The sequence below is a fragment of the Paenibacillus sp. FSL H8-0315 genome (assembly GCF_038005365.1).
GTDB lineage: Bacteria > Bacillota > Bacilli > Paenibacillales > Paenibacillaceae > Paenibacillus_AQ > Paenibacillus_AQ odorifer.
This window is the reverse complement of record NZ_JBBOTA010000001.1, coordinates 3,459,159-3,478,584: the sequence shown is the minus strand read 5'-3', so window position 1 is coordinate 3,478,584 and position 19,426 is coordinate 3,459,159. Positions and strand designations below refer to the sequence as shown.

The 19,426-nt window shown below is 46.8% G+C and carries 13 protein-coding genes, 10 tRNA genes, 3 rRNA genes and 1 other RNA gene; all 27 read right to left on the bottom strand.

What is annotated here, in order from left to right:
- Window positions 1-2: 2 nt before the first annotated feature.
- Entirely contained in the window at window positions 3-1,034 is a 1,032-nt protein-coding gene (lgt, locus tag MHB56_RS15220) for a prolipoprotein diacylglyceryl transferase (RefSeq protein WP_076126827.1), read from the bottom strand.
- A gap of 12 nt (window positions 1,035-1,046) precedes the next feature.
- Window positions 1,047-1,985: an HPr(Ser) kinase/phosphatase gene (hprK, locus tag MHB56_RS15215; RefSeq protein ID WP_036687047.1), complete on the bottom strand. Its 939-nt coding sequence runs from the start codon at window positions 1,983-1,985 to the stop codon at window positions 1,047-1,049.
- Window positions 1,986-2,195: 210 nt separating this feature from the next.
- Window positions 2,196-3,317, bottom strand: coding sequence for an ABC transporter ATP-binding protein (locus MHB56_RS15210; RefSeq protein WP_076126826.1), 1,122 nt, complete (start codon window positions 3,315-3,317; stop codon window positions 2,196-2,198).
- Window positions 3,318-3,428: 111 nt separating this feature from the next.
- Complete coding sequence (locus MHB56_RS15205; protein ID WP_076307322.1) at window positions 3,429-4,523, bottom strand: PucR family transcriptional regulator; 1,095 nt, start codon at window positions 4,521-4,523, stop codon at window positions 3,429-3,431.
- Window positions 4,524-4,672: 149 nt separating this feature from the next.
- Window positions 4,673-4,745, bottom strand: a tRNA-Lys gene (locus MHB56_RS15200).
- Between the two features lie 5 nt (window positions 4,746-4,750).
- A tRNA-Tyr gene (locus MHB56_RS15195) sits at window positions 4,751-4,836 on the bottom strand.
- A gap of 8 nt (window positions 4,837-4,844) precedes the next feature.
- Window positions 4,845-4,917, bottom strand: a tRNA-Phe gene (locus MHB56_RS15190).
- Window positions 4,918-4,979: 62 nt separating this feature from the next.
- Window positions 4,980-5,057 (bottom strand) — tRNA-Asp (locus MHB56_RS15185).
- Window positions 5,058-5,071: 14 nt separating this feature from the next.
- Window positions 5,072-5,147 (bottom strand) — tRNA-Thr (locus MHB56_RS15180).
- A 32-nt stretch (window positions 5,148-5,179) separates the two neighbouring features.
- Window positions 5,180-5,255 (bottom strand) — tRNA-Val (locus MHB56_RS15175).
- Window positions 5,256-5,263: 8 nt separating this feature from the next.
- A tRNA-Met gene (locus MHB56_RS15170) sits at window positions 5,264-5,340 on the bottom strand.
- A 30-nt stretch (window positions 5,341-5,370) separates the two neighbouring features.
- Window positions 5,371-5,462: transfer RNA gene (locus tag MHB56_RS15165), tRNA-Ser, on the bottom strand.
- An 82-nt stretch (window positions 5,463-5,544) separates the two neighbouring features.
- Window positions 5,545-8,471 (bottom strand): 23S ribosomal RNA (locus tag MHB56_RS15160).
- Window positions 8,472-8,610: 139 nt separating this feature from the next.
- Window positions 8,611-8,686: transfer RNA gene (locus MHB56_RS15155), tRNA-Ala, on the bottom strand.
- Between the two features lie 24 nt (window positions 8,687-8,710).
- Window positions 8,711-8,787 (bottom strand) — tRNA-Ile (locus MHB56_RS15150).
- Between the two features lie 46 nt (window positions 8,788-8,833).
- Window positions 8,834-8,950, bottom strand: a 5S ribosomal RNA gene (gene rrf / locus MHB56_RS15145).
- Window positions 8,951-9,074: 124 nt separating this feature from the next.
- A 16S ribosomal RNA gene (locus tag MHB56_RS15140) occupies window positions 9,075-10,632 on the bottom strand.
- The 16S, 23S and 5S rRNA genes sit together here with 10 tRNA genes alongside, the layout of an rRNA operon.
- Window positions 10,633-10,933: 301 nt before the next feature.
- Entirely contained in the window at window positions 10,934-11,191 is a 258-nt protein-coding gene (locus MHB56_RS15135) for a pro-sigmaK processing inhibitor BofA family protein (RefSeq protein ID WP_370510561.1), read from the bottom strand.
- 42 nt (window positions 11,192-11,233) lie between these two features.
- Window positions 11,234-11,485: a DUF2508 family protein gene (locus MHB56_RS15130; RefSeq protein WP_076130375.1), complete on the bottom strand. Its 252-nt coding sequence runs from the start codon at window positions 11,483-11,485 to the stop codon at window positions 11,234-11,236.
- A 137-nt stretch (window positions 11,486-11,622) separates the two neighbouring features.
- Entirely contained in the window at window positions 11,623-12,222 is a 600-nt protein-coding gene (recR, locus tag MHB56_RS15125; RefSeq protein WP_036679922.1) for a recombination mediator RecR, read from the bottom strand.
- 38 nt (window positions 12,223-12,260) lie between these two features.
- Window positions 12,261-12,572, bottom strand: coding sequence for a YbaB/EbfC family nucleoid-associated protein (locus MHB56_RS15120; protein WP_036679924.1), 312 nt, complete (start codon window positions 12,570-12,572; stop codon window positions 12,261-12,263).
- Between the two features lie 47 nt (window positions 12,573-12,619).
- Window positions 12,620-14,389, bottom strand: a complete 1,770-nt coding sequence (gene dnaX / locus MHB56_RS15115; RefSeq protein ID WP_076280419.1) for a DNA polymerase III subunit gamma/tau — start codon at window positions 14,387-14,389, stop codon at window positions 12,620-12,622.
- A gap of 137 nt (window positions 14,390-14,526) precedes the next feature.
- An RNA gene (gene ffs, locus MHB56_RS15110) (signal recognition particle sRNA large type) lies at window positions 14,527-14,795 on the bottom strand.
- Between the two features lie 117 nt (window positions 14,796-14,912).
- Entirely contained in the window at window positions 14,913-15,110 is a 198-nt protein-coding gene (gene rpmE / locus MHB56_RS15105) for a 50S ribosomal protein L31 (protein WP_036679927.1), read from the bottom strand.
- Between the two features lie 121 nt (window positions 15,111-15,231).
- Window positions 15,232-16,509 carry a radical SAM protein gene (locus MHB56_RS15100; RefSeq protein ID WP_038568079.1) on the bottom strand — a complete coding sequence of 426 codons (1,278 nt, stop codon included), beginning with the start codon at window positions 16,507-16,509 and terminating at the stop codon, window positions 15,232-15,234.
- 25 nt (window positions 16,510-16,534) lie between these two features.
- Window positions 16,535-17,887, bottom strand: coding sequence for a transcription termination factor Rho (rho, locus tag MHB56_RS15095; RefSeq protein ID WP_036679930.1), 1,353 nt, complete (start codon window positions 17,885-17,887; stop codon window positions 16,535-16,537).
- Window positions 17,888-18,051: 164 nt separating this feature from the next.
- A complete protein-coding gene (locus tag MHB56_RS15090; protein WP_036679932.1) occupies window positions 18,052-19,305 on the bottom strand; it encodes a UDP-N-acetylglucosamine 1-carboxyvinyltransferase in 1,254 nt (417 codons plus the stop codon).
- Window positions 19,306-19,426 lie beyond the last annotated feature (121 nt).

Sequence of the window (19,426 nt, the reverse complement as noted above, 5' to 3'; positions counted from 1 at the left end):
TTTTACTGCTCCTTCTTATCTCCATCCGCTGGCTGTCCTTGCTCAGGTTGTGTTCCTTGACGAGTTTTCTGCGGTGTATTTACTGCGCTTTCTGGCACTACAGTATCTGCTTGGATCGGTTTAGTACATACGATAGGGTCAGAATAATGTGCTTTAGGCTCTCCGGTTACTCTGCGAATAACGATCAGCAATATAGCTGCCACAATAATAAGTAGAGAAAGCAGCTGAGAAATACGAATATTACCATAGGCAGGATCCAGATATCCTTGTTCAAAACCTAACCATTCCATCGGACTCCATAAGCCGTTTATAAACGAAGCCAGTCCTGCACTTCCGTTAAAAGCTAAACTGTCAGTACGCACAGCCTCGATGAAGAACCGACCGATGGAATACCATATAAAGTAAGACATGAAGATTTCCCCAGCACGTACAAACTTCTGACGACGGAGAACCATCAATAACGCAATCCCTAGTAAGCTCCAAAGAGATTCATACAGGAAGGTCGGATGATGAAAAGCATCTCCTATGTACATTTGATTAACGATGAAGTCAGGTAAATGCAGTTTATCCCGTAAAAAAGATTCCTCAACTACGCTGCCGTATGCCTCTTGGTTGACAAAGTTTCCCCAGCGGCCAATCATTTGACCCGCCAGTAGTCCAGGTGCACAAATATCAACAATACGCCAGAAAGGGTAACCCTTATAACGGAAATAAATAATTCCGCAAATAATCGCTCCTATTAATGCGCCGTAAATGGCGATGCCGCCATTCCAGATCTTAAAGACGTCTATCAGATTATGCTTATAATCGTCCCATTTAAAAGCTACAAAATAAATCCGTGCCCCTATAATTGCCGAGGGTACACCCAGTAGCAGCATATCCATAAAGAATTCTTGCGGGATTCCGAACCGTTTGCCCTCGCGGATCGCAAGAAATAATCCCGCGAGTGCACCGACCCCTAGTATTAACCCGTACCAGTGTACAGGTAGTGATCCAATTGAGAATACAATAGGATCTATTGCTAATGGGAACATTGTCTCACACTCCTAATCGAGATCGTCCATATCCTCAGATATGGTCGCAGTTAACTTATTCGTAAACTGCAGGGCTGCATTAAAGCCCATTTGCTTCAGGCGATAGTTCATCGCAGCAACCTCAATAATAACGGCAAGGTTACGTCCTGGACGTACAGGAATGGTTACAAGTGGAACATCGGTATCAATAATCCGCGTTGTTTCCTCATCAAGTCCAAGCCGGTCATACTGCTTGTCTTGCTGCCAAGCCTCTAATCTAACGACAAGTGTAATCCGTTTATGATTACGGATAGCACCCGCACCAAAAAGTGTCATTACGTTAATGATACCTACTCCGCGAATTTCCAACAAGTGACGGATCAACTCAGGGGCTGTACCATGCAGCTGGTTATCTGAAGTCTGGCGGATTTCCACGGCATCATCAGCGATCAGTCTATGTCCACGTTTTACAAGTTCAAGGGCTGTCTCACTCTTACCAATACCACTACTACCAGTAATCAGCATACCTACACCATATACATCACAGAGTACACCATGAATCGTTGCTGTAGGGGCTAATCTCCCTTCTAAGAAGCTCGTCAAACGGCTGGAGAAAATAGTCGTAGCCATCGAGCTACGAAGCACAGGAAGTCCCTTTTCATTACTTATATCAATTAACTCCTGTGGCACATCCAAACTACGGGTAATTACGATACAAGGGGTATTGTCATTACAGATTCCACGAAGCCTACTTTTACGTTCAGCTTCAGGCAGCATGGAGAAGAATGCGAGTTCTGTCTTACCTAATAGTTGAACACGTTCTTCCGGATAATATTCGAAATAACCAGCAATCTCTAGTCCAGGGCGATTCAGGTCATCGACCGTAATAGGTCGTTTTAGACCTTCCTGGCCGGAAATAACCTCTAATTGAAAATGTTGTACCAATTCAGATACTTTTACTTTCTTAGCCATGTAAATTCGTCCTTTCGTCACCTGCGGTATATGTCCGCTTACTGCGTCCGGTTGACAGCGATCTCATTACAATTCCGGAGGTAATTCTCCTGCTATCTTAATTGATAACGCTTGTGAATGCAATCTTAACGCCTATCCATTACGACCCTAATTAAACAATAAAGCCACCCTTTCGGGTGGCTTTATCAAGAGAGAAAAGATCCTGCGATCTTATCCCAACAGAATGTTAACTTCGGATTCTTTATCGAAGAAGTGAACTTTGTTCATATCGATAGCCAATTTTGGCTTGCTGCCTTCGCGAGTAGTGGAACGTCCATCTACACGAGCGATTACAGTAGATTTACCAAGGCCGCTCAAGTAAAGGAGCATTTCGTGACCAAGGTTTTCAGTTACATCAACCAATGAAGTAAAGATTGTGTTCGGGGAAGCTTCCAAGAATACTGGCTCTTCATGGATATCTTCTGGACGAACGCCCATAATTACTTCTTTGCCAATGTAGCCTTTGCTGCGGATGATTTGAGCTTTTCCGCCTGGTACTTCAACATCAAGGTTCTCAGCGCGGAAACGGATAGAACCGTTTGCTTCGGACAAAGTACCATTGATAAAGTTCATTGTAGGGGATCCGATAAATCCAGCTACGAACAGGTTAGTTGGTTCATTGTACAACTCTTCAGGGGAAGCAGCTTGTTGAATGATACCATCATACATAACTACGATACGGTCACCCATTGTCATAGCTTCTGTTTGGTCATGCGTTACGTAGATACAAGTGGTTTCAAGGCGTTTAACCAGTTTAGTGATTTCAGCGCGCATTTGACCACGAAGTTTAGCATCCAAGTTGGAAAGAGGCTCATCCATCAAGAAGACTTGTGGATCACGTACGATAGCGCGTCCCAAAGCGACACGTTGGCGTTGACCACCGGAAAGTGCTTTTGGTTTACGATCTAGCAAATGCTCGATATCGAGAATTCTAGCAGCTTCACGTACTTTCTTGTCGATTTCATCTTTCTTCACTTTACGAAGTTTCAAACCGAAAGCCATGTTTTGGTATACGCTCATATGCGGATACAGGGCGTAGGATTGGAATACCATCGCGATATCGCGGTCTTTAGGTGCAACGTCGTTGACTACACGATCGCCAATGTACATTTTACCTTCGGAGATTTCTTCCAGACCAGCGATCATACGCAAAGTTGTGGATTTACCGCAACCGGATGGTCCAACCAATACTAGAAATTCCTTATCTTTAATATCAAGATTGATATCCATTACTGTTGCTTTATCTGAACCCGGGTATTTTTTGAAAATATGCTCTAAACGTACGCCTGCCATTGTATTTCCCCCTCGAGTTAATTATTGATTAATTGAAAAATTCTTTTTTCCTTGTACATTTATATTACCCTAGACGGGACACGGTGGCTATTTGTAACGTTCACAAAAAACCTATTTCCTTTTCGTCACTTTATACAAAAGCATAGTAAGCTTCACAATAGCAGCGTCCCCAAAGCTACGCACATCGGCACCCGTCTCCTGTTTTATCTTGTCCAGACGGTATAAAAGCGTGTTGCGATGAATATATAACTTCTTGGCTGTTTCACTTACATTACAATCCATCTCAAAAAACGTCTCCAGGGTCATCAGCATCTCTTTATCCGATAATACGGTAGAATAGTCGCCAATCTGTCCAAGTAACTGTTTACGCCGTGCATCAGGAATGCTGTTAACCAAACGTTCCAAATGCAGCTCCCAAGGTAAATGAATATATTCACCCACTTGGAAAATACGTCCGAGTACAATGGTCTCCCTCAGCAAGGCCACGGATCCCGTCAATCCCTTAACAGGGACTATAGCCGGGGCTACAGCCAAATGGAATACACCTACCCATTCGCTGGCTATCAGTTCGTGTAAACCCATACTGGTCTGAGCCAGAATTTCATCTACACTCTCTTCTTCCTCATCCTTATCATCTCCGCCCGTGAGTAGTTCCTTCCGGGCCAATATTAACCATTCTTTTTCTTGAAGAGGTATAAGCAGAATTTCATTCTCAAAATAGCTGCGCAGCAGCTTCATTAAGGAACGATAAGTGATCTGCGGGCTATGTGCATTCTCACTGCTAAGTAGGAATGGAACCATATCTCCGAATAAACGTCCCTTTAGAGCCATCTCATCGGGTATCTCAGAGTCATTTTTCTCTTGCTCCAGTTCGGTGTTCAACCAGGTACCCAGCTGCCGAGCCTCCGCTTCCCCTTCTTCTCTAACCCCAGTAGCTTTTAGTGCAATTGCAAAGTTTCGAACTGCATAATTCACTAATTGTATTTCCAAAGAGTTAAGTCCATCCAATTCCACCCAGATAGCGGTTACACGTCCATCAGTCTCATATAATGGTGCCCAAAGATGACCTTCATGGATTACCGGCTGTTCTTGTGCTTCCAATCCCAGGCTAAAAAGAGAAGCTGAATGTTGCCTCCCTAACTGCTTGATTCCGGTTTTCTTTCCGGTGAGCTGCTCTAACTTTTTTCGCAATGTTTCGCTATCCATAGTCACCATACTCCACCACTTTTGCTCTTTTCGCCTATTTTAGCATATTCTCTAATATTATGTTAATCACTACAGCAGCGCGCTACTATAATACGACATAAAAACACAAAAAAAGCCACCACCCTAAGGTGATGACTTTCTGTTTGGGATGAGCCATGAAGGACTCGAACCTTCGACACCCTGATTAAAAGTCAGGTGCTCTACCAACTGAGCTAATGGCTCATAAATGGTGGGGGATGATGGATTCGAACCACCGAACACGTACGTGAGCAGATTTACAGTCTGATGCGTTTGGCCACTTCGCTAATCCCCCAAAAAAGGTGGCTCGGGACGGAATCGAACCGCCGACACGAGGATTTTCAGTCCTCTGCTCTACCGACTGAGCTACCGAGCCATAAGATTACATGACAATTAAGCGGAAAAGTCTTACACTTCCCACTCATTTTGTGGAAAAAATGGCGGAACCGACGGGATTCGAACCCGCGGTCTCCTGCGTGACAGGCAGGCATGTTAGGCCAACTACACCACGGTTCCGCATTAATTAAAAATGGTGCCGGCGAGAGGACTTGAACCCCCAACCTACTGATTACAAGTCAGTTGCTCTACCAGTTGAGCTACACCGGCACGGTGTAAAAGCAATTCTAAAAAGATGAAAATGGTGGAGGCTGAGGGGATCGAACCCCCGACCCTCTGCTTGTAAGGCAGATGCTCTCCCAGCTGAGCTAAGCCTCCAGGTATTATGGTAGCGGCGAAGGGGATCGAACCCCCGACCTCACGGGTATGAACCGTACGCTCTAGCCAGCTGAGCTACACCGCCACAATAATTAGTATTGCTATGGATTGAAAATGGCGGAGAGAGTGGGATTCGAACCCACGCACCGCTTACGCAGTCTAACCCCTTAGCAGAGGGTCCCCTTATAGCCACTTGGGTATCTCTCCAAACGATATCAGTACCACAGCAATCCAAACAGGAATTTGACTCCCTGAAAACTGAATCCGAAACGAATCTGCATTCTAAGTATAGGATAAGCCCTCGACCGATTAGTATTGGTCAGCTCCATGCATTGCTGCACTTCCACCTCCAACCTATCTACCTCGTCGTCTTCAAGGGGTCTTACTAATTGGGAAATCTCATCTTGAGGGGGGCTTCACGCTTAGATGCTTTCAGCGCTTATCCCGTCCGTACGTAGCTACCCAGCCATGCTCCTGGCGGAACAACTGGTGCACCAGCGGTACGTCCATCCCGGTCCTCTCGTACTAAGGACAGCTCCTCTCAAATTTCCTGCGCCCACGACAGATAGGGACCGAACTGTCTCACGACGTTCTGAACCCAGCTCGCGTACCGCTTTAATGGGCGAACAGCCCAACCCTTGGGACCTACTTCAGCCCCAGGATGCGATGAGCCGACATCGAGGTGCCAAACCTCCCCGTCGATGTGGACTCTTGGGGGAGATAAGCCTGTTATCCCCAGGGTAGCTTTTATCCGTTGAGCGATGGCCCTTCCATGCGGTACCACCGGATCACTAAGTCCGACTTTCGTCCCTGCTCGACTTGTAGGTCTCGCAGTCAAGCTCCCTTATGCCTTTGCACTCTGCGAATGATTTCCAACCATTCTGAGGGAACCTTGGAACGCCTCCGTTACTCTTTAGGAGGCGACCGCCCCAGTCAAACTGCCCGCCTGACACGGTCCCCGTACCCGGTAAGGGCACTAGGTTAGAACCTAGATACGATCAGGGTGGTATCCCAACGGCGCCTCCACCGAAGCTTGCGCTCCGATTTCTACGGCTCCCACCTATCCTGTACAGATCGTACCCAAATTCAATATCAAGCTGCAGTAAAGCTCCATGGGGTCTTTCCGTCTTGTCGCGGGTAACCTGCATCTTCACAGGTATTAAAATTTCACCGGATCTCTCGTTGAGACAGCGCCCAAGTCGTTACGCCATTCGTGCGGGTCAGAATTTACCTGACAAGGAATTTCGCTACCTTAGGACCGTTATAGTTACGGCCGCCGTTTACTGGGGCTTCGGTTCATAGCTTCGGGTTACCCCTAACCACTCCCCTTAACCTTCCAGCACCGGGCAGGCGTCAGCCCGTATACTTCGCCTTGCGGCTTCGCACAGACCTGTGTTTTTGCTAAACAGTCGCTTGGGCCTTTTCACTGCGGCCCCCTCGTGCTATTCACACTACCGGGGCACCCCTTCTCCCGAAGTTACGGGGTCATTTTGCCGAGTTCCTTAACGAGAGTTCTTCCGCGCGCCTTAGAATTCTCTTCTCGCCTACCTGTGTCGGTTTGCGGTACGGGCACCTTCTCCTGGCTAGAGGCTTTTCTTGGCAGTGTGAGATCATGACCTTCGCTACTATAATTTTCGCTCCCCATCACAGCCCAGCCTTAATGATGTGCGGATTTGCCTACACATCAGCCTCACTGCTTAGACGGACATCCATCAGTCCGCGTCACTACCCTCCTGCGTCACCCCATCGCTCATAGCGGATTACGGTGGTACAGTAATTTCAAACTGTTGTCCTTCGACTACGCCTTTCGGCCTCGCCTTAGGTCCCGACTTACCCTGAGCGGACGAGCCTTCCTCAGGAAACCTTGGGCTTTCGGCGGATCAGATTCTCACTGATCTTTTCGTTACTCATACCGGCATTCTCACTTGTGTAGTGTCCAGCGCTCTTTTCAGTACACCTTCAACCCCTACACAACGCTCCCCTACCCCAGATACATACGTATCTAGCCATAGCTTCGGTGGTGTGTTTAGCCCCGTTACATTTTCGGCGCAGAGTCACTCGACCAGTGAGCTATTACGCACTCTTTCAATGGTGGCTGCTTCTAAGCCAACATCCTGGTTGTCTGTGCAACTCCACATCCTTTCCCACTTAACACACACTTGGGGACCTTAGCTGATGGTCTGGGCTGTTTCCCTTTTGACAATGGATCTTAGCACTCACTGTCTGACTCCCGGCAATAAGTATATGGCATTCGGAGTTTGACTGAGCTTGGTAATCCTTGCGGACCCCGCACCCAATCAGTGCTCTACCTCCACTACTCTTATACCGAGGCTAGCCCTAAAGCTATTTCGGGGAGAACCAGCTATCTCCGAGTTCGATTGGAATTTCTCCGCTACCCCCACCTCATCCCCGCACTTTTCAACGTACGTGGGTTCGGGCCTCCAGTGCGTGTTACCGCACCTTCACCCTGGACAGGGGTAGATCACACGGTTTCGGGTCTACGTCCACATACTAATTCGCCCTATTCAGACTCGCTTTCGCTGCGGCTCCACCTTCTCGGCTTAACCTTGCATGTTAAACGTAACTCGCCGGTTCATTCTACAAAAGGCACGCCATCACCCATTAATAGGGCTCTGACTTTTTGTAAGCACACGGTTTCAGGTTCTATTTCACTCCCCTTCCGGGGTGCTTTTCACCTTTCCCTCACGGTACTGTTTCACTATCGGTCGCCAGGTAGTATTTAGCCTTAGCAGATGGTCCTGCTGGATTCATACGGGGTTTCACGTGCCCCGCACTACTCGGGATCCGTCTCGGAGAGAACACAGTTTAGGCTACAGGGCTTTTACCTCTATCGCGGGCCTTTCCAGACCTCTTCACCTACCATATTCCTTTGTAACTCCATGTGAGACGTCCCACAACCCCTAAGAGCAAGCTCTTAGGTTTAGGCTGTTCCGCGTTCGCTCGCCGCTACTGACGGAATCACTATTGTTTTCTCTTCCTCAGGGTACTTAGATGTTTCAGTTCCCCTGGTCTGCCTCTACATTTCCTATGTATTCAGAAATGAGTAACTGCGAATTACCACAGCTGGGTTTCCCCATTCGGACACCCCCGGATCAAAGCTTGCTTACAGCTCCCCGAGGCAGTTTCGTTGTTCGCCACGTCCTTCGTCGGCTCCTGGCGCCTAGGCATCCTCCGTGTGCTCTTATTAGCTTAACCTTGATTCTTCCGAAGAAAAATCTCACTAATAACATTTACTTGTTTGCACAAGTTGCTAAAAGATGTTCTAAAACGCAAATTCGTTTCGGTATCCAGTTTTCAAGGATCAAGTTGAAAAAGTTATTCATTTAAAAATTTATGGTGGAGCCAAGCGGGATCGAACCGCTGACCTCCTGCTTGCAAGGCAGGCGCTCTCCCAGCTGAGCTATGGCCCCATAAAATTACTCTATAATGTTATATGGTGGGCCTTGGTGGACTCGAACCACCGACCTCACCCTTATCAGAGGTGCGCTCTAACCAACTGAGCTAAAAGCCCATATAACATATATAACATTGTGAATCAACCAATGAATTGGTTGTCCGCTTGGCAACGTCCTACTCTCCCAGGACCCTTCGGTCCAAGTACCATCGGCGCTGGAGGGCTTAACGGTCGTGTTCGGGATGGGTACGTGTGGAACCCCTCCGCTATCGCCACCAAACGCATACGAAAGAGACTTGCTCTTTCAAAACTGAACACGAGTGAGTGTTCGAACCCGAGGGTTCTATTGTGGAAGCTTAGCTTCCGATTTGAATGTTCTCATTGCAGAGAACGATTCTCCATAGAAAGGAGGTGATCCAGCCGCACCTTCCGATACGGCTACCTTGTTACGACTTCACCCCAATCATCTACCCCACCTTCGGCGGCTGGCTCCCTTGCGGGTTACCCCACCGACTTCGGGTGTTGTAAACTCTCGTGGTGTGACGGGCGGTGTGTACAAGACCCGGGAACGTATTCACCGCGGCATGCTGATCCGCGATTACTAGCAATTCCGACTTCATGCAGGCGAGTTGCAGCCTGCAATCCGAACTGAGACCGGCTTTGATGGGATTGGCTCCACCTCGCGGCTTCGCTTCCCGTTGTACCGGCCATTGTAGTACGTGTGTAGCCCAGGTCATAAGGGGCATGATGATTTGACGTCATCCCCACCTTCCTCCGGTTTGTCACCGGCAGTCACTCTAGAGTGCCCAGCCTTACCTGCTGGCAACTAAAGTTAAGGGTTGCGCTCGTTGCGGGACTTAACCCAACATCTCACGACACGAGCTGACGACAACCATGCACCACCTGTCTCCTCTGTCCCGAAGGCCGCTGCTATCTCTAGCAGATTCAGAGGGATGTCAAGACCTGGTAAGGTTCTTCGCGTTGCTTCGAATTAAACCACATACTCCACTGCTTGTGCGGGTCCCCGTCAATTCCTTTGAGTTTCAGTCTTGCGACCGTACTCCCCAGGCGGAGTGCTTACTGTGTTAACTTCGGCACCAAGGGTATCGAAACCCCTAACACCTAGCACTCATCGTTTACGGCGTGGACTACCAGGGTATCTAATCCTGTTTGCTCCCCACGCTTTCGCGCCTCAGCGTCAGTTACAGCCCAGAAAGTCGCCTTCGCCACTGGTGTTCCTCCACATATCTACGCATTTCACCGCTACACGTGGAATTCCACTTTCCTCTTCTGTACTCAAGCCACCCAGTTTCCAGTGCGACCTCAGGTTGAGCCCAAGGTTTAAACACCAGACTTAAATAGCCGCCTGCGCGCGCTTTACGCCCAATAATTCCGGACAACGCTTGCCCCCTACGTATTACCGCGGCTGCTGGCACGTAGTTAGCCGGGGCTTTCTTCTCAGGTACCGTCACTCCGGTAGCAGTTACTCTACCGGACGTTCTTCCCTGGCAACAGAGCTTTACGATCCGAAAACCTTCATCACTCACGCGGCGTTGCTCCGTCAGGCTTTCGCCCATTGCGGAAGATTCCCTACTGCTGCCTCCCGTAGGAGTCTGGGCCGTGTCTCAGTCCCAGTGTGGCCGTTCACCCTCTCAGGTCGGCTACGCATCGTCGCCTTGGTGGGCCGTTACCCCACCAACTAGCTAATGCGCCGCAGGCCCATCCCTCAGTGACAGATTGCTCCGTCTTTCATTCTTCTCTCAGGAGAAAAAAGAAATTATCCGGTATTAGCTACCGTTTCCGGTAGTTATCCCAGTCTGAAGGGCAGGTTGCCTACGTGTTACTCACCCGTCCGCCGCTAAGTTATTTTGAAAGCAAGCTTTCAAAATAACTCCGCTCGACTTGCATGTATTAGGCACGCCGCCAGCGTTCGTCCTGAGCCAGGATCAAACTCTCCAATTAGTATTGAAAAGAGCGATATGCTCATTTTGAAACATCTGACGAGAAAATTAATTCTCTAATTTGGATTTCACTTACGTGATTTCCCACTCACTCGTTGTTCAGTTTTCAAAGATCAATGTCTCATCTTTCGTCGTCGTTGCTTGTCAGCAGCGACCTTTATAATATATCACAGCGCCTTTGTTTTCGTCAAGCATTTTTTTAATTTCTTTTTTTGCTTGACCATTTCAGCAAGTTGTTAATCAACAGCTTGTCCAAACGGGCGAGACTTAATGTATCATATTTTTCAAAGCCACGTCAAGCATTAAAATAAAATTATTCTTAATCCGAGTAACATAACCACGCCAGGAAGCCCAAGAACCGTTACTGCGCCTATAGTTGCAGGGTTCAAAGGGATATACACCTGCGTGAGCAAACCTGAGAAGTTCACTACATATATCCCGAGTGCAGCCAATACCAAATGAACCCCAAATAAACTTAGCCACCCAAAACCCAGCTTTTTTCTAAATACAACTAAACCTAATAAGATAACGGATAATATCAATACGCCCATAGCTATCATTCTAAGCATGTAGATCCCCCTTATACATTTATTTATAAGCCCTTATATTTGACTGCTGTTCAACCCCAAGCTTTTTGCATGTTTGAGATGTATCTGATATTTACGTTCTGCAGCCTCCAAAATATATATCGCGTAATCTATCTGATCCTGTCCCAACGCCTCGTCGAACATCAGGTACGCCCTCTCCCACTCTGAATGCGCCTTACGGACCTCTAAGAGGGTTTCCCATCCCTCACTTTCCTTTGCGCCTTGTTCCTTATCCACTCCCCACCACAGCTCTCTCCACCATCCCATTTCAATTCCTCCTCAGAATAATTCTGATGCAAAATACACATCTCGTTATTCTCATTCATATCGGGATAGGGACAAACTTAGAACAAAAAAAAGGAAACCCGAGGGCTTCCTTTTTGAAAAATACCACTATAGAGCTGCTAGAATAGCTCGCGACGGCCTTCCAACGCTTTGGACAAAGTAACTTCATCAGCGTATTCAAGATCGCCACCTACAGGCAAGCCATGAGCTATCCTGGTGATTTTAATCTCAAACGGCCGAACAAGACGAGAAATGTACATCGCCGTTGCTTCTCCCTCAATGTTGGGGTTAGTCGCCATTATAAGCTCACTTACTCTCTCATCACTCAGACGGGTCAATAATTCTTTCAGGCGAATATCATCAGGGCCGATACCTTCCATAGGTGAAATAGCACCCTGAAGAACATGGTAATATCCATTAAACTCCTTGGTTCGTTCTATAGCCACCAAATCCTTAGAGTCTTGAATCACACATATCACTGAAGGATCTCTAGTTTTGTCCTGACATATCTTACATGGGTCCGTATCCGTAATATTACAGCAGACCGAGCAATAGTGAAGATTGCGTTTGACGCTTACTAGCGCTTTTGCAAAATCAATGACTTCATCCTCTTTCATGTTAAGCACATGAAAAGCTAACCGGGCGGCTGTCTTCGGTCCAATCCCGGGCAAACGCGTAAAAGCATCGATCAGCTTAGCTAGCGGTTCGGGATAATACAAATTAATAATTCTCCTTTAGACTGAAGTGGAGTGGGCTATTAGAACAAGCCTGGGATCTTCATTCCACCAGTGAATTTACCCATGTCATTGTTAGCAAGCTCTTCAGCTTGAGTCAATGCATCATTTACAGCAGTGATTACAAGATCTTGCAGCATTTCAACATCTTCCGGATCAACGGCTTCCGGTTTAATTTGAATAGACAGCAATTTTTTGTGGCCGTTTACTTGAACAGTAACTACGCCGCCACCTGATGAACCCTCAATAACCTTGCCTCCGAGTTCCTCTTGAGCTTTAAGCATTTGCTCCTGCATTTTCTTAACTTGCTTCATCATTTGGTTCATATTATTCATACATCGTCTCTCCTTTGGAATGCGCAATTAGCGCTAGTATGTTTATATTACTCTTTTATGACAACAAGGTCTTCTCCAAAAAGCTGGATAGCCTCATCAATCCAAGGTTCAGGTTTAGCTTCTGCAGTATCGTGTTCATGCTCCAGCTGCAGTTCTTCTTTGCCAGTCTGTCCCACAGACTTCTGGGCAGCTTCATTCCAGTCACGAAGCATCATGGTTACAAGTCTATAAGGTTTGCCTAGACGCGCTGCAAGCACACTCTCAATAACCTGTCTGTTTGCCGGCTTCTCAGTAGTATCGCGGTGAATCGTATTCTTGAATGCAACAAGTACCGCATCCTCCATAATCGATACTGGCTCACCGTCTACAAACCATGCATGAACCGTTACCTTTTCCTCTTTTACTCCTTGCAGGACAAGGCTCCACTGTTTATAGATAGCTGCAAAATCGGGACTATCCTTACCAGCAATAAACCTATCTACGTTAGGAGGCATTTTGGAGGCTGAAGAAACCCGCGGTGTTGGAACCGCGTGCGATTTCGGTGCAGGAGAACCATCACGCCCTCCTCCGGAAATACCACCGGATTGCATTGCCTGTTCCAGCTTCTTCTCCAGTGCTGCGATCTGTCTTTTGAGAAGATCCAGTTCACCAGAGTCAATGCTCGAATTATTCGCGCTTACTCCGGCATTTGTTTCACCTAACGGAGCAAATGCGGCACTCTGACTTACCTCTTGCTGCAAGCTGCAAAGCTTCATCAGCGCCACTTCAAACAGTGTCTGAGGATGTGTTGCGTATTTCATTTCACCTAGGTATTTATTGATTGTATCTACAATCTGAAATAGACGCTCCCGAGAAAATGCGGTGGCCATATCTTTAAATTCAGCAGGATTCAGCACCCGCTCTGTTAATTGATCGGCCTCGGGTACCATCTTAATCATCAATAAATCACGGAAATAATACATGAGATTCTCTAGGCATTTATCTGCACTTTTACCTTCATGCATAAGCTGCTCAACGAGCTCCAGAAGAAGACCCATATCACCTTCTAATATGGCAGTGGCAAGACGTGCAAATTGCTCGGAGGGAATTCCCCCTGTCATTCCTAACACTTGCTCGTACGTAACATTACCATCTGTAAAGGATGAAATCTGATCCAGCAAGCTCAATGCATCACGCATACCACCATCAGATAGACGGGCAATATACTGCAATGCGTTGTTATCCGCTGTAATCCCTTCCTTCTCACAAATAGCAGTCAGATGGGCGGTCTGTTCTTCTAACGCCACTCTACGGAAGTCAAAACGCTGACAACGGGAAATTATTGTCGCCGGCAATTTGTGAGGTTCCGTTGTCGCAAGAATAAACATCGCATGTGACGGCGGTTCCTCCAAAGTCTTTAATAGAGCATTAAAAGCTTCTGTCGTCAGCATATGCACTTCATCAATGATATACACTTTACGGCGCACCTCGGTAGGTGCATACTTCACCTTCTCACGCAGATCACGAATCTCCTCTACGCCCCGGTTTGATGCCGCATCTATTTCCTGCACATCCATTACATTACCCGCAGCGATTCGCAAGCAGGATGGACATTCGTTACAAGGTTCCGGACCTGGCCCACGTTCACAGTTAACCGCTTTAGCTAAGACTTTAGCAGCACTTGTCTTACCAGTTCCCCGCGGACCGCTGAACAGATAGGCATGCGAAACCCGCTGTTCACGAATTGCGTTCTGCAGCGTTTGGATAATGTGCTGTTGTCCAACCATGTCTTGAAACGACTGCGGCCGCCAAGCACGGTACAGCGCGATATGTTCCACTATGCATTACCCTCTCTTAAGCTGCCGCTTTCCCGGCATTTGTCGCAAATTTATTATACTATATTCATCGGCTATTGACCAAAAACAAAAAGCATCTTTGCTTGTGGCAAAGATGCTATGATAAACAGAATTATAAACCGTGCACCTGTTATTGATGGCTACGATCCAAGCGGCAACCCTACATGACTGCTCGAGTTAGGCCACCCTCCGGCACAAGAGTAATCTTACTTATGGCTGCTTCCTTCCGGACCTGACCAGGTTCATAAGCACTCATTGCGGAGGACCCAACTGTCAACACAGCCCGTAGGAACCAAGGCCTCACATCGATAGCACCTCTAACAGGAATTCAACCTCGCTACAGCGGATTGCGAGTTACAGGGCACCGCTACCTCCCCGTCTAGCACGGCGAAGATAAGTATAGCTCACGCTCGGACAAAAATCAACTCTAAGACATAAAATGAGCCCCTCAGCTATACAGCTGGGGGCTCAATCTAACTGTTAAGCCGCAAAGCGACTGTTCGAATTAGATACCATATTTCTTCTTAAATTTATCAACGCGACCGCCGGCATCCAAGAACTTCTGCTTGCCAGTGAAGAACGGATGGCAGTTGGAGCAAATTTCGACACGAAGCTCTTGTTTAACAGAGCCAGCTTCGAAAGTGTTGCCACATGCGCAGGTTACCTTAGTTACATTATACTTTGGTTGAATTGCTTCTTGCATTTTGAATTTCACCTCTCATGCCCTAAGCCTCATGCGGACCCAGAGTTATATGATTACACTGTGGTATTTTAGCACGAAATATCAAATTGGGCAATATGTTTCATTTTTACATTTTAGCTGCTTAAATATTGATTCCCCGCCGCTTAGCCCGCGCCATATCTGCTGGTGGCACATGTGTATAAGAGCCTATAACTACATCCGGCAGTTCATCGCGGAAAATATCAAGCATCGTCTTCATCCCAAGGATTTCACCCTGGGCAGGAGGAATCAACTCTAAATAACTCTCCGGGTCAATGTTTAGATTGCGCATCTGAATAAGCTTCAGATCAGTACGTCTTACAAACTCCAGCATCGCTTCAATCTCTTCTTCGCGATCAGTCACTCCAGGGAAGATCAGATAATTGATCGATGTGTAAACCCCCTGCGAAGCAGCGTATTTCAAAGATTTTTCTACATTGGCCAATGTATAACCGCGTGGTTTGTAATAAGCATTATAATGGTCATCAAGGGCACTGATTGTGCTGACACGCATCAAATCGAGCCCAGCATCAACGATTCCTCGCATATGATCGCTTAATCCCGCATTGGTGTTGATATTGATATAGCCCATATCAGTAATCGAGCGCACTTCACGAATAGCTTCTATAATAAGTTTTGCCTGCGTGGAAGGTTCCCCTTCACAGCCTTGTCCAAAGCTGATAATCGATTCAGGCGTCTTTAAATGCTCCAACATAACTTGTGAAATTTCGTTGACCGTAGGCCGGAAATTCATCCGAGTCTGCGGAGATACAAAGCCGCTATCATCAGGTTGCTCAGAAATACAGCCAAAACATCCAGCATTACATGAATAAGAGACGGGTACACCGCCCTCCCAACGCCCTAAAAAGGTATTGGAGGAAGTCAGGCATTCATAGCCAAGCGCACAGTTAGAAAGATGCTCATAGAGGCGGTTATCAGGATATTTGGCTGTCATCTCACCAACACTGACTTCAAGATCTTCTTTGTCACAATTAAGTGGATTCCATTTCTCTGGATTATCGGTAGGGTCTGCCGCAACATAGAACCCGCCATCCTTCCACACTACAGCCGAATACCCAAACAGAGGAAGCTTATAAGACTTATCTGTCTTCACATAACCAGGAAGACATAGACGAGTGTAGCCTTGCGGCAGCAGCGCTCCGACAGCCTGCGAACCTTCCGGCAAAGACATCATTTCACCCGTCTCAGGATTCATACCCACAGCACGTGTACTAGGCAAGCCCACGAGCGTAGCACCTTCTGGTAATGGAATTAATTCTTCCTCCAGCATTTCAACAATCATATCCCCACTACGGGCTAGCCCGTACAGTTCAGGATGATCATATACGTTTCCTTGCCCGTCGGCATATACCAAATACATGTTAGTCTCCTCTTATTATCAATTCTCAAGTTGTAGGTACTGAAGGTGTCTTCGCCCGTGTGGTACGACGAGCAGCTGTACCGCTGTTGGAGGTGCCTCCGTTACTTGCAGTCCCGTTTGGTGTTGTTTTTGCCCCAGCAACGTCAAAGGATGCCAAGAACTCAGCATTAGTCTTCGTATCACGCAGCTTTTTGATGAATCCCTCCACAAAATCGTAGGACTCGTTCATATTTTTGCGAATCGCCCAAATCGTATCCAGTTCTTCTTTGCTCAAGAGCACTTCTTCGCGACGTGTACCTGAACGACGAATATCGATAGCTGGGAATATCCGGCGTTCCGCCAATTTGCGGTCCAAATGAAGCTCCATATTACCGGTACCCTTAAATTCTTCATATATAATATCATCCATACGCGAGCCAGTATCTATTAATGCTGTTGCCAAAATAGTTAATGAGCCGCCTTCTTCCACATTCCGTGCAGAACCAAAAAACCGCTTCGGCCGGTGAAAAGCCGCCGGGTCAATCCCCCCGCTAAGTGTACGTCCAGATGGTGGAACCACCAGATTATAAGCACGCGCCAGACGCGTAATGCTATCCAAAAGAATAACTACATCCTTCTTGTGCTCAACTAAACGAAGTGCCCTTTGCAACACAAGCTCAGCCACTTTAATATGATTCTCTGGAAGCTCATCAAACGTCGATGCAACCACTTCGCCTTTTACAGAACGCTGCATATCGGTTACTTCTTCAGGACGTTCATCAATCAGCAATACAAAGAGCTCAATCTCAGGATTATTAGTGGAAATACTATTGGCAATTTCTTTTAAGAGGAGCGTTTTTCCTGCTTTTGGAGGTGCTACAATCAAACCCCGCTGCCCCAAACCTACAGGAGCGAGCAAATCCATTATTCGGGTAGACAAATGAGTAGGGGATGTTTCAAGCGGTAGCTTGTCTTGCGGATAAAGTGGTGTTAATGCTGGAAAATGAAGACGCTCCGCTGCACTAGCAGGGTTCTCGCCATTAACGGCATTGACTTGAAGCAGGCCAAAATATCGTTCATTTTCTTTTGGTGTCCGACATTTACCAGACACAAGATCTCCGCTTCTGAGATCAAACTTACGAATTTGTGAAGCTGAGATGTAAATATCTTCAGCACTGGGCAAATAGTTAATCGGCCTAAGAAATCCATAGCCCTCAGGCAAAATTTCTAGTACGCCTTCCATAAACATGAGACCGCTCTGCTCTGCCTGTGCCCGAAGGATCGCAAAGATCAGTTCCCGTTTCTTCAGCTGTCCGTAATAAGGAATCTGGTATTTCTTGGCCAGCTTATATAACTCGGTCAGCTTCATTTCTTCCAGATCGGAAATTTGAAGATCCATGTAATAACCACCTATTCAATTTTTAAATGAGTTCTTCCTAGTCTATCTACTAGGCAAAAATATGATTCTATTAAAATGCTCATTAGGTTAGTATTACCCCAAATGGAAGGAAATATGCGGTTTGGCCGCAAATTAATACTCCTTCCAAGCGGGATATCCTAATATTATTCATTCTCACGCCAAACATGAGCACCAAGTTGCCGAAGGTTGCTCACTAAATTATCATAACCACGATCAATATACTCTACGCCGGTCACTTCAGTAATACCATCTTCTACTGTTAACCCGGCAATGACAAGGGCTGCACCCGCACGCAGATCAGCTGCCTTTACTTTAGCAGCATTAAGTTTACTGCCCTCAATAATTGCAGATCGGCCTTCAACACGAATCTTTGCGCCCATTCTTACCAACTCTGGCACATGCTTGAAGCGGTTGCTGTAGACGAAATCGCTAAGCACACTAACCCCTTCTGCCTGTGTCAGCATACTTGTCATAGGAGATTGTAAATCTGTAGGAAATCCAGGATAGGTCAGTGCTTTAACATCTGCATGTTCATAATTAGCTCTACCTATAACTCGGATACTTTCATCAAGCTCTTCAATATCCACGCCCATCTCTAAAAGCTTGGCTGTTAAGGCTTCCAAGTGCTTAGGAATAACATTATCTATCAACACATTACCGCGCGTAGCCGCAGCGGCAATCATATAAGTTCCTGCTTGAATCCGATCGGGAATAATGGAATGACGGCAACCGTGCATTTCCGAGACCCCTTCGATCCGGATGGTTTCTGTACCAGCGCCTTTAATAACAGCGCCCATAGAGTTCAATAGGGTAGCTACATCTATAATCTCAGGCTCTTTAGCCGCATTTTCAATAATTGTAGAGCCTTTGGCTCGTGAAGCCGCCAGCATGATGTTTATAGTGGCACCTACGCTTGATACGTCCAGATAAATCTTCGCACCGCGTAGCTCTTTTGCATATAAGTGGATAGAACCATGTTCGTTGGTAACTGTTGCTCCCAAAGCCTCGAATCCCTTGATATGTTGATCAATTGGACGAGGTTCAAAATTACAGCCACCAGGAAGACCTATTGTCGCTTCTTTGAATCTTCCAAGCAGAGCTCCCATCATATAATACGAAGCTCTAAGTTTCTTAACCGGCCCATTGGGCATTGGAATAGATACAATACGTGAAGGGTCAATTCTCATCTGATTGCCTGACCAGGATACATTAGCGCCAAGCTCTTGCAAGATTTCGGAGTATACGGCTACATCACTAAGGGACGGTAAATTATCCAGAACAACTTCAGATTCGGCCAAAATTGCCGCAGGAATAAGCGCGATGGCACTATTCTTTGCTCCACTGATGGTTACAACGCCCTCTAGCGGACGTCCACCGCCAATCATTAATTTTTCCATAGATTTATCAATTTCCCCCTACGTGTATTGCAGCTGGGTGGGCAATACGTGCTGTGGACTTTTAGTGATGAAAATGGAAAGACACCGGCTAAGCGGTGTGCTTTCCTCATCAAACTATTCA